This window comes from Pleomorphomonas diazotrophica, from assembly GCF_002844595.1.
GTDB lineage: Bacteria > Pseudomonadota > Alphaproteobacteria > Rhizobiales > Pleomorphomonadaceae > Pleomorphomonas > Pleomorphomonas diazotrophica.
Genome location: NZ_PJNW01000004.1, coordinates 110752 through 122512, shown reverse-complemented (window position 1 = coordinate 122512; position 11761 = coordinate 110752). Strand labels below are relative to the sequence as shown.

Below are 11761 nucleotides of genomic sequence, written 5' to 3'. Positions count from 1 at the left end.
GTTGCATGCCGCTGACCGGCCCGTGACAATCGCCCCCTACTTTTCTGCCACGCATGGACAGCAAGCGGAAAAGCAATGCGCGGCAGGATCGGGATCGCCATCGTTTTGATCGTCGTCATCGTCGGCGGAGCCGTCCTTGCCGGTCTCGGCCATGGCGAGACGGTGACGGCTACTGACCCGCCCCCGTCGCGCACCGCCGTGGCAACGATCGGTGATCTCCAGCGCGTCGTGACGGCAACCGGCATCGTGCGTCCCAAAACCGGCGCCGAAATCCAGGTCGGCGCCGAAGTCGTCGGGCGTCTGGTGGCAGTACCCGTTACGGTCGGGACCTATGTCGACAAGGGCACCGTCCTTGCCAGGATCGATCCCGCCACGTTTGCCGCCCGACGCGAAGAGGCGGACGCCGCGCTCAAGTTGGCGGAGGCCGAAAGGGATTATTCCCGCCTCGATCTCGGCCGGAAACGGTATCTGCTGTCGACCGCCGTCGGTTCGGTTCAGGCGGTTGACACGGCCCGGACGAATCTCGCGGCGGCGGAGGCCAGACTGCGAGGAGCGGCCGCCCGTCTGGCCCTCGCCGAGATCGATCTCGGTCGCACGACGGTAACGGCACCCATAGCGGGATACGTCGCCGATGTCGCGATGACGCAGGGCGAGACGCTGTCGATGCGCCTCGAAATGCCGAGCCTCGTCACCATTATCGACATATCCAGGCTGGAAGTGCGCGCCTTCGTCGACGAGACCGACATCGGATCGATCCGGCTCGGCCAGAAAGCAACGTTCACGGTCGACAGCTTTCCAGACCAGGCCCTCTCCGCCAGCGTGGTGGCGATCGAGCCCAAGCCGCGCATCGAAAATGGCGTCGTCAACTATGTCGTCAAGCTGGATTTCGCTCCCGTTCCGGGCGTCGTCGTCCGTCCGGAAATGACAGCCCATGTTCGACTGACCGTTGGCGCGGCCACCGGAGCAATCCTCATCCCCCGCGCGGCACTCCGGCGAAACGCCGACGGTGAAGCCGTTCGCATCCGAGCCGGCGACGGCTGGGTCGACAAAGCCGTCGTCACCGGGCTGCGCGACGAAACCATGGTTGAGATCCGGGCCGGCCTCGCAGGCGGAGAGATCATGGAAATCAATGATTTCTAGTACCCAGGACACCATCGGAGACACCATGTTCCAGCTTGCCAACATAACCAAGGCGTACCGGACGCGCGACGGACAGAGGCTCGACATCCTGCGCGGTATCGACCTGACGATCGGCGAAGGCGATTATGTCGCGATCGTCGGCGGATCAGGCACCGGCAAATCCACCCTGATGAACATCCTCGGCCTGCTCGATCGTCCCGACGGCGGCTCCTTCCGCTTTCACGGCGACGAAATCGCCTCGATCGCCGAGCCCGAACGGGCACGACTTCGCAACCGGTGCATCGGCTTCGTTTTCCAGCAGTTCCATCTCTTGCCGCGCACGACGGCGCTCGACAATGTCTGCCTGCCCCTCCTCTATGGCCCCTGGGACTCGCCCCGCCGGCGCGCCGCCGAGGCCCTCGCCAAGGTCGGGCTGGCGGACCGCATCAGCCATACCCCCGAGCAGCTTTCCGGGGGACAGCAGCAACGGGTCGCCATTGCTCGCGCCCTGGTCACCGATCCGACCCTTCTGCTCGCCGACGAACCGACCGGCAATCTCGATCCGGCGACGACCGGCGAGATCCTGTCCCTCTTCGACACCTTGAACGAGGCGGGCACCACCATCGTGCTGATCACCCATGATTCAGAGGTCGCGCGGCGCGCGCGGCGCACGCTCAGGCTTCAGGGCGGCGTCCTTTTCTGAGGAGCATTCCATGTTGACCCTTTCCGGCACTCTCTCGATCGGTCTGGCCGAAATCTTGCGGCACCGTCTTCGCTCCCTGTTTGTGGCGCTCGGCGTCGCTGTCGGCACCGCCGGGCTGGTGGGACTGTCGGTGATCGCCGACCAGCTCGAGGGGCGGTTCCTGGCGACGGTCCAGCTCATGCTGGGTTCGGATGGACTGATCGTCAGGGCACGCGACGGCACCGGCGCCGGCAACCTCAAACTGTCGGACGCCGACGCGATAACCAGAGAGGTGGCCGGGCTCAACCTTGCCGACACCGTGTTCGATGGAGGCGAGGCCGTCGTTCGCTACCAGGGCCGAAGCGCGGAAATTCGCCTCTTCGGCAACAGCGCCAACGCCGCCAAAGCCTGGGCGCGTCCGGTGACGGCCGGCCAGTCGCTCGCGCCGGCCGATATCGAGGCAACCGCGCGGGTCGCCTTGATCGGCACCACCGCGGCGCGCCGGCTGTTCGGCGACGAGGACCCGGTCGGCAAGTCCGTCCAGATCGACGGTGTGCCCTTCGAGATCAAAGGCGTCCTCCGGCCAATCGGCGTCGACGGTCACGGAGCCGATCGCGATGACGAGATCCAGATTCCCGTCACGACCCTGATGCGCCGCGTCAGGAACGTCGATTACCTCACCATGCTGAAGTTCACGGCGACGCCCGGCGTCGATCCCGACAGCCTGGGTGGTCAAGTCGCGACGATCCTGCGGCGTCGTCATGCCATCGCCCCCGGCGAACAGGACGACTTCGCCGTGCTGACGCCAAAAGCCGTCCGCGCCACCATCGACAGCACCCTCGGCATCATCCGGATCCTGGTGCCGGTCGTTGCCGGCATGTGCCTGCTCGTCGCGGCGACCATCGTCTCCTCGATCACGTCGGCGTCCGTCCGCGAACGCTTCCGGGAGATAGGACTCCGCCGTGCCGTGGGCGCGCGTCCGACGGACGTCGGCATCCAGTTCCTCACCGAGGCGATGCTGGTGACCACGATTGGCGGCTTGCTCGGAATCGGACTGGCCCAACTGATGATCTTCGCCTTTGCGGTGAAGTTCGGCACTCCCATGGCCTTCTCGCCGGCGGCCGTTCTCATGGGGCTCGGCGCGACGGCGGCGGTGGCCTTGGCGTCCGGCTGCCTTCCGGCGCTCAAGGCGGCGCGGCTCGATCCCGTGGAGGCTCTGAGGGAGACGTAAGTGCGGACAACGCTCGCATCCGTAGCGGCGCGGCAGGCGGTCGCCGCGCTGTGGCGGTCCCTTCCGAGCCGGATCGTCGCCGCCGCCGCCATGGCGATCGGCGTTGCCGCGGTCGTGCTCCTCCTGGCGTTGACGGAGGGCGCACAGCGCGACATCGAACGCCGGATCGACCGGCTGGGTCGCAACCTGATCGCCGTCAATGCGATCCGCCTCGAAACGACCCGTCCGCGCGGAAAGCCCGAGGTCGCGCATATCTTGCGGATCGCCGACCGCGACGGCCTCGCCGCGCTGCCGGGGGTTGTCGATGTTGCGGCGATCAAGGACCAGAGCGCGCTCGTTTACGCGGGCGGACGGCGCCTCGCCGTGCCGGTTGTCGGCACCGAGCCTGCCTTCCGCCGTCTTCGCAATCATCGTCTGTCGAGCGGCCGCTTCGTATCGGCGGACGACGTTGCGATACGTGCCACCGTCTGCATCATCGGTGGCGAGGTTGCTCGTGAGCTGTTCGGCGGTGAGGATCCCGTGGGGCGGCACCTGCGAATCGGCCGGATGGACCTGACGATCGTCGGCGTCCTCGCCCGCAAGGGCGTCGGGGCCGACGGCGACAATGAGGACATGCAGGTCATCGTGCCGGTCTCGACCCTTCAGCGGCGCCTGCTCAACGTCGATTGGCTCGACCGCTTCTACCTCCAGGTCGCCGATGCGGGGAAAACCGACACGGCCATCCGCGCCGTCGAAGCCTTTCTGGCCGACCGCCAGGCGGGCGAACCGGCCTTCCGCGTCGTCTCGCAGGACAGGGCCCTGCGCACCGCCGCCGCGAGCGACGACCTGGTGCAACGGTCGATGCGGCCGATCGCCTGGCTGGCGCTGTGCCTCGGCTGTGGCGGAACGCTGGCGGTGATGTCGCTCGCGGTCCGCCAACGTTGGCGGGAGATCGGCCTCAAGCGGGCGATCGGCGCGCCTCGTTCGGCCATTCTCGCCGAGTTCGTACTGGAATCCGGTCTGATTGGCGCGATGGCCGCAACTTCCGGAGTCGTGCTAGGGATCTCCGGCATATGGGCCGCCGACGCGATCATGGCCTGGAGGCTGGCGATCGATTGGCGCGTGCTGGTCTATCCCGCGCTGATCGCCACGGGCCTCGGGTTGGCGGCCGGATGGCTGCCCGCCTGGAAAGCCTCGAGGTTGGATCCGATCGTCGCCTTGCGGAGTTGACCGATGACCAAGCCCACCGTCCTGCTGATCGACGACGACGCCGATCTCTGCCGTCTGCTGGAAGAGTATGTCCAGCGTTTCGGCATCCGTCTGATCTATGAAACGCGGCTTGAGACCGGGTTGCGACGGCTGAGGCGCGATGGAGCGGACCTCGCCATCCTCGACGTCATGCTGCCCGACGGCAACGGCATGAACGCCTGCCGCGACATTCGCGCCGCCAGCGACTTGCCGATCATCCTGCTGACCGCGCGCGGCGAAACCGCCGACCGCGTAATGGGCCTGGAAATGGGCGCCGACGACTACGTCCCCAAGCCCTTCGAGCCGCGCGAACTCGTCGCCCGCGTCGACGCCTTGCTGCGTCGCCTGCATCCAACCCGAAAGACCCTTGTCGTCGGCCCGCTTTCCGTGGACATGCCGCGCCGCATCGCCTCTCTCGACGGAACCTTGCTCGATCTCAGCAGCACCGAGTTCACCATCCTCGCCGCGCTCGTCGGCTCACGCGGGGCGGTTCTGAGCCGGACACAGCTCCTTCGCGCCGCCTGCACCGACGACCTCAACGTCACCGACCGCGCGGCGGACATGGCCATCAGCCGCCTGCGCGAGAAGCTGGGCGACGATCCGCGCAGCCCGCGTCTCATCAAGACGATCCGGGGTCTCGGCTATCAGTTCATCGGGTGAGGCATGACCGGCGTCCGTTCCTTCGGTCTCTTTCGGCGCCTGCGCGTCGCCAGTATCGCGACGGCTGCGGCCATTGCCGTGCTCGTGGCGATAACCTACGGGCTGACCCTCTTCGGCGGCGTGATCGACGGTCCGGTAAAGGCCGTTCTCGCCGACTATGCCACCGTCCTGGTGCGCGACCTGCCGGCCGACGCCGGCCAGGCGGACGTCGATCGCTTGGCGCGCACCCACCGGGTGGCGGTGACTTACCATCGGAACGGCATGAGTTTGCACGCCGACTCCCCCTCGCCGACGTTGCCGCAGCCGATGATGCTGTCCGCGACGGCCCCGGCGGCGGGTGGAGCCTCCGTCGAGCTGCGCTGGCCGGTCGCCGACGCCGCGAGGTTTCATCTGGCCGCACTGGCGATCCTGATCGTCCTGGTAATCACAGTCCTCGCAGCCCATCACGTCTATCAGGCACGCCTGCTCGCGCCGCTCCGCTGGCTGCGGCGGAGCGTCGAGGCCGTGGCAGCAGAAAGGTTCGACACCGTGGCACCGATGCCCCGCGGTGACGGCGAACTTGCCGAGGTGGCCAGGGCCTTCGATGACATGGCCCGGCGGGTTCGCGACATGCTCGCGGCCCGGGAACGGCTCCTCGGGGACGTGAGCCACGAACTGCGCTCGCCGCTGACGCGCATCAAGGTCGCCCTCGAGTTTATTCCGGAGGGCGAGAAACAGGATCAGATCCGCAAGGATGTCGGGATCATGGAATCGCTGGTGGCGACGCTGCTCGAGCGCGAACGGGTGGCGCGAGGGGCCATTCGCATGACCTCGCTCGATCTGGCGGCGCTGGTGCGAAGCATCGTTCAGGAGGAGCGTCGCCGGCCGCTGGCGCTGGACGTTCGAGCCGCCAACACACGGATCCGTGGCGACGCCGATCTCCTGCGAATCCTGTCGATGAACCTGATCGACAACGCGATCAAGTTCTCCACCGAAGACGACGATCCCATAGAGGTCGTCCTCGAAGGCGACGAAGCCACATGCCTCCTGCGGATCATCGATCACGGCGTCGGCATTCCCGAGACGGACCGGCTGCGCGTCTTCGATCCGTTCGTCCGGCTGAGCGCCGCGCGCGAGCACGGAAAAGGCTACGGTCTCGGGCTCGATCTCTGCCGAAGAATTGCCAATGCTCACGACGCCAGGATCGAGATCGTCGATGGACCGGCTGGGGGGACGGAGATCAGGACAACCTTTTCGACGGAGACTGGTCCGGGCTGCATCGGCCGCACGCCTTCCTCGCGGTGACCTGTCGCATGTGGAACCGGTCACTCGGCCGCCTGAAGCATCATGCCCTCGAGGATGCGGCGGATCTCCGGGCGGCAGGAGCCGCAGTTGGTGCCGGCGGCCGTCGCCTCGCCCACGGCGTCGACGCTCTGGCAGCCCGAGGCGATGGCGGCGCGGATGTCGTTGATGCCCACGGCGGCGCAGGCGCAGACGATGGCGCCCTTATCAGTGCCGCCCTTGCCCGGCCGCCCGGCCACCACGTCCGCCCGGCGGTGCGGATCGGTGAAGCTCTGGCCGAGCTGATCGGCCGCCCAGGCGCGCGATACGGCGACCGGCCCCTTGCCGACATAGAGCGCGGCGTGAAGGCGCGTACCCGTGAAGGCGGCCATGCGAGTCCCCGCTCGCTCATGATAGCCGATGACGTCCGCCTCCGCCGGCAGGCCGGCCACCCGGCGCAGCCAGCCTTCCCAGCCTTCGGCCGGTGGAGAGCCGGCGAGCTCCAGCCGCCAGCCGTGATCGGTGCGGGCCAGCGCCCAATAGTCGGTGCCAACGCCCTCGGGCTTTTTCTCGGACACAAGAAAGCCGTGCGTCTCGCTGTCATGCCGACGCAGGCGGACCGCCGTATGCTTCAACGCCGGCTGGCCAGAGACCGCATCGACCCGGCCGGGGAACAACGCGTTGACCCGGGCGAGCGCCGAGGTCTCGCCCGTCCAGTGCATGGGGACGAACAGGTTGCAGCGCGCCTGCCGGTCGGTGAGCAGCGCCCGCACGATGACGCGGGCGCCCAACTCATTCTCCACCTCCACGAGGTCGGCGTCGTCAATGCCACAGGCTCGGGCGTCGGCCGGATGGATCTCGGCGAAGGGTTCGGCGAGATGGGCCGACAGGCGCGGCGATTTGCCGGTGCGCGTCATGGTGTGCCAGTGGTCGCGGACGCGGCCGGTGTTCAGCACGAAGGGGAAGCCCCAGTTGGTGCGGCGTTCGGTCTCGCCCTTCGCGGCCACGAAGCGCGCCCTGCCGTCGGTGTGGTAGAAGCGGCCATCGGCGAAGAAACGGCTGGTCTCCGGCGGTGTGCCGGCCGGCTGCGGCCACTGGAAGGGCTGGAGCCGCTCGTAACCGGCGGCGTCGATGCCGGCATGGGCGGAAATGTCGAAGTCGCGGCGGCCGGCGTTCTCGAAGCCCGAGAGGCCGGCATGCTCGGCGAAGATCTGGTGCGGCCCGGCATAGGCGAAGGCATCGCCAAAGCCCATGCGGCGACCGACCTCGGCGAACTGCCACCAGTCGGCCCGTGCCTCGCCCGGCCCCATGCGGAAGGCGCGCTGGCGGGAGATGCGCCGCTCGGAGTTGGTGACGGTGCCGGATTTCTCGCTCCAGCCGAGCGAGGGCAGGAGCACATGGGCGAGCCGCGCCGTGTCGGTATCGCGCTGGATGTCCGAGACGACGACGAAGGGACAGGCGGCGATGGCCGCCCGCACCCGGTCGGCCTCGGGCATCGATACCACCGGGTTGGTCGCCATGATCCACAGCGCCTTGACGCGGCCGTCGGCCACGGCGTCGAACAGATCCACCGCCTTGAGGCCCGGCCGCTCGGCGATATCAGGTGCGGCCCAGAAGCGGCCGACGCGGTCGCGATCGGCGGCATCGTCCAGATTCATATGGGCGGCCAGCATGTTGGCGAGCCCGCCCACCTCGCGCCCGCCCATGGCGTTGGGCTGGCCGGTCAGCGACAGCGGCCCCATTCCCGGCCGGCCGATGCGGCCGGTGATGAGGTGGCAGTTGATGATGGCGTTGACCTTGTCGCTGCCCGACGACGACTGGTTGACGCCCTGGCTGAACAGCGTCACCACCTTCTCGGTCGCGGCAAAGCGCTCGTAGAAGGCGGCGATCTCCGCCTGCGTCAGGCCGGTGACGGCGGAAAGCTCATGCGGCCCCAGGCGCCGTGCCTCGCCGAGGGCCGCCGTGAAGCCCTCGGTATGCTCGGTGATGAAGGGTCGATCGACATGACCGGCAGCGTGCAGATGCGCCATCAGCCCGTTGAACAGCGCCACGTCGCCGTCGGCGCGGATGGAGAGATGCAAGTCGGCGATGTCGCTCGTCGCGGTGCGGCGCGGGTCGATCACCACCACCGACATTTCGGGACGCGCTGCCTTGGCCGCCGCGAGGCGCTGGTAGAGCACCGGGTGGCACCAGGCCATGTTGGAGCCGACGATCACCACGAGATCGGCAAGCTCGATGTCCTCATAATTGCCCGGCACCGTGTCGGAACCGAAGGCGCGGCGATGGCCCGCCACCGACGAGGCCATGCAGAGGCGTGAGTTGGTGTCGATGTTGGCGGCGCCGATGAAGCCCTTCATCAGCTTGTTGGCGACGTAATAATCCTCGGTGAGAAGCTGGCCCGACAGATAGAAGGCGACGGCCTCCGGCCCATGCTCGGCGATGGTCTCCTTGAAGGTGCCGGCCACGATATCCAGCGCCTCGTCCCAACCCGCCTGCCGCCCGCCGATCTCAGGATGATGAATGCGGCCATCATCCCCCAGCGTCTCAACCAGCGCCGAGCCCTTGGAACAGAGCCGACCGAAGTTGGCGGGATGATCGGGATCGCCCTTGACGGTCGTCCGCCCATCGTCGTCGACGCGGACGAGCACACCGCAGCCGACACCGCAGTAGGGACAGGTGGTACGGGTTTCCTGAACCATTCTCGGGCAGTCTCTCCGATGGTTTACTCGGCAGCGACACGCAGCTCGGTCAGCTCGAGCAGAAGCGTTCCGTTATCATTGCGCACGGAAATGGTGCGAACCTGACCGCTGTCGGCGCCTTGCGCTGCCCCAGACTCCAGGGAGATCACCCAGTTGTGCAGCGGGCAGGTCACGCTCTTGCCGTGGACGATGCCCTGGCTGAGCGGCCCGCGCTTGTGCGGGCAGCTGTCCTCCATGGCGAACACCTCATTGTCGGCGGTGCGGAACACGGCGATCCGCCCCTCCGGCGTATTGACGCAACGCGCCCCGCGAACCGGAATATCCTCAAGACGGCCGATGGTGACCCAGGTCATCTTATGCTCCTGATCTTGTTTTGGCGCATCCGCTTGGTCCGAAAAGTCTGCAACTTTTCGGGCGGATGCCGTGAACTTTACTCGGCCGCTTCGCTGAAGCCGGTGACCACCAGCGGCTTGAACTCATGCTTGTCCTTGCCCGAGACGCGCTCGGACCAGGGATCGACCTGGGCGAATTTCTGGCTGAACACGAAGCGGTCGAAATAGCCCTTGCGCTTCTCCGCATCGTCCATGATCTGGCGGCGGATCTCGTCGAGGCCGACGCGCTTGGCCCACTTGTAGATGCGCTCGAGATAGCGGCCTTGCTCGCGGTACATCTGCGTCAGCGCCACGATGTGTTCGAGCGCCTCGTCCTCGGTCTTCACCATGCCGAGCACTTCCGTGCCCTTGATCTCCAGCCCCGCCGCGCCGGCGAAGTGGATCTCGAAGCCGCTATCGACGCAGATGACGCCGATGTCCTTGCAGGTGGCCTCGGCGCAGTTGCGCGGGCAGCCGGAGACGGCGAGCTTCAGCTTGGCCGGCGTCCACGAGCCCCACATGAACTTTTCGAGGCGTATGCCGAGACCGGTGGAGTCCTGCGTGCCGAAGCGGCACCATTCCGAGCCGACGCAGGTCTTCACCGTGCGCAGGCCCTTGGCATAGGCCTGACCGGAGACGAAGCCCGCCTTGCCGAGATCGGCCCAGACCGCCGGCAGATCCTCCTTCTGGATGCCCAGGAGGTCGATGCGCTGGCCGCCGGTGACCTTGACCATCGGCACCTGGAACTTGTCGACCACGTCGGCGATCGCCCGGAGCTCGGCCGCCGAGGTGACGCCGCCCCACATGCGCGGCACCACAGAATAGGTGCCGTCCTTCTGGATGTTGGCGTGGACGCGCTCGTTGATGAAGCGCGACTGGTAGTCGTCGGCATATTCGTCCGGCCAGTCGCAGACGAGGTAGTAGTTGAGCGCCGGCCGGCACTTGGCGCAGCCGCAGGAGGTCTTCCACTCCAGCTCCTGCATGACGGCCGGAATGGTCTTGAGGCCCTTGGCGAGGATGAGGCGGCGGACGTCGTCGTGGCCGAGGTCGGTGCAGCCGCACATCGGCGTGACGGCCGCCGGATTGTAGCGGTCGCCCAGCGTCAGCTTCATCAACTGCTCGACGAGGCCGGTGCAGTTGCCGCAGGAGGCCGAGGCCTTGGTATGCGCCCTTACTTCGTCGAGCGTGGTCAGGCCCTTGCCCGAAATGGTCGAGGTGATCTTGCCCTTGCAGACGCCGTTGCAGCCGCAGATTTCCGCGTCATCGGGCAAGGCTGCAACGGCCGCCATAGGGTCCAGGGGCGCCCCTCCCTGGAACGACTGGCCGAAGATCAGCGTGTCGCGCATGGCCGAAACGTCGCTGCCCTTCTTCATCAGGTCGAAGAACCACGAACCGTCGGCCGTGTCGCCATAGAGCACCGTGCCGACGATGCGATTGTCCTTCAAGACCAGGCGCTTGTAGACGCCGGCCGAGGCATCGCGCAGCACGATCTCCTCGCGGTCCGGCGCCTCGGCGAAGTCGCCGGCCGAGAACAGGTTGATGCCGGTGACCTTCAGCTTGGTGTTGGTCACCGAGCCCAGATATTCGGCACTGCCGCCGGCGAGGCGATCGGCCAGCGCCCGGGCGCTTTCATAGAGCGGCGCGACGAGGCCGTAGCAGACGCCGCGATGCTCGGCGCATTCGCCGAGGGCGTAGATCTGGGGGTCAGAGGTCTGCATGCCGTCGTTGACGACGATGCCGCGATTGACCTCCAATCCCGCCGCGTGGGCCAGCGTGGTGTTCGGCCGGATGCCGACGGCCATCACCACCATGTCGCCGGGGATGATGCGGCCGTCGTCGAGCTCGATGCCTTCCACCTTGTCGGTGCCGAGGATCGCCTTGGTGTTGGCCTTGGTGATGATGTCGATGCCGCGATCGCCCAGCGCCTTCTTCAGCATGTAGGCGGCGGGCGGGTCGAGCTGCCGCTCCATGATGGTCGGCATCAGGTGGATGACCGTCACCTCCATGCCCTGGCGCTTCAGGCCATAGGCCGCTTCGAGGCCGAGAAGGCCGCCGCCGATGACGATGGCGCGGCCGCCGCCCCTGGCGATCTCCAGCATGCGGTCGACGTCGTCGAGGTCGCGATAGGCGAGCACGCCGGGCAACTGATGGCCGGGCACCGGGATGATGATCGGCGTCGACCCCGTGGCGATCACCAGCTTGTCGTAGCTGGCGGTGCGGCCGTCGGCGGCAGTGACGATGCGACGCTCGCGGTCGATCTCGGTGACGCGGGCGCCCTTCAGCAGCGTCACGCCGTTCTTCGCATACCAGGCGTCGTCATGGATGACGATGTCCTCATAGCTCTTCTCGCCCGACAGCACCGGCGACAGCATGATGCGGTCGTAGTTCACGCGCGGTTCGGCGTTGAAGATGGTGACGTCATAGGCGCCGGGCGCCTTCTCGAACAGTTCTTCCAGCATGCGGCCGGGGGCCATGCCGTTGCCGATGATGACGAGTTTCTCGCTCATGATGG

The 11761-nt window shown here is 67.2% G+C and carries 9 protein-coding genes; 6 read left to right on the top strand and 3 right to left on the bottom strand.

All coding sequences use genetic code 11. The features are described from left to right. Positions 1-75: 75 nt before the first annotated feature. From CXZ10_RS07910 to CXZ10_RS07885, 6 genes are read left to right on the top strand one after another with little or no spacing between them, the layout of a single operon-like run. Complete coding sequence (locus CXZ10_RS07910) at positions 76-1140, top strand: efflux RND transporter periplasmic adaptor subunit (protein WP_101288612.1); 1065 nt, start codon at positions 76-78, stop codon at positions 1138-1140. Further along, positions 1130-1822, top strand: coding sequence for an ABC transporter ATP-binding protein (locus tag CXZ10_RS07905; protein WP_245412973.1), 693 nt, complete (start codon positions 1130-1132; stop codon positions 1820-1822). The genes CXZ10_RS07910 and CXZ10_RS07905 overlap by 11 nt, the downstream gene beginning before the upstream one ends. A 10-nt stretch (positions 1823-1832) precedes the next feature. Continuing rightward, positions 1833-3032 (top strand): ABC transporter permease, encoded by a 1200-nt coding sequence (locus CXZ10_RS07900; RefSeq protein WP_180335912.1) that lies wholly within the window; start codon positions 1833-1835, stop codon positions 3030-3032. Continuing rightward, a complete protein-coding gene (locus CXZ10_RS07895) occupies positions 3033-4241 on the top strand; it encodes an ABC transporter permease (protein WP_101288609.1) in 1209 nt (402 codons plus the stop codon). Positions 4242-4244: 3 nt separating this feature from the next. Further along, the gene (locus CXZ10_RS07890) at positions 4245-4919 is read left to right on the top strand and encodes a response regulator transcription factor (protein ID WP_101288608.1); all 675 of its coding nucleotides are present in this window, start codon (positions 4245-4247) and stop codon (positions 4917-4919) included. A 3-nt stretch (positions 4920-4922) separates the two neighbouring features. Continuing rightward, positions 4923-6203: a HAMP domain-containing sensor histidine kinase gene (locus tag CXZ10_RS07885; RefSeq protein WP_101288607.1), complete on the top strand. Its 1281-nt coding sequence runs from the start codon at positions 4923-4925 to the stop codon at positions 6201-6203. Between the two features lie 20 nt (positions 6204-6223). Here the strand turns inward: CXZ10_RS07885 and CXZ10_RS07880 are convergent, their stop codons facing one another. From CXZ10_RS07880 to nirB, 3 genes are all read right to left on the bottom strand, one after another. After that, positions 6224-8878, bottom strand: a complete 2655-nt coding sequence (locus tag CXZ10_RS07880; protein ID WP_101288606.1) for a nitrate reductase — start codon at positions 8876-8878, stop codon at positions 6224-6226. Between the two features lie 23 nt (positions 8879-8901). Further along, positions 8902-9231 carry a nitrite reductase small subunit NirD gene (gene nirD / locus CXZ10_RS07875; RefSeq protein WP_101288605.1) on the bottom strand — a complete coding sequence of 110 codons (330 nt, stop codon included), beginning with the start codon at positions 9229-9231 and terminating at the stop codon, positions 8902-8904. Between the two features lie 77 nt (positions 9232-9308). Next, complete coding sequence (gene nirB / locus CXZ10_RS07870; RefSeq protein ID WP_101288604.1) at positions 9309-11756, bottom strand: nitrite reductase large subunit NirB; 2448 nt, start codon at positions 11754-11756, stop codon at positions 9309-9311. Positions 11757-11761: the final 5 nt, after the last annotated feature.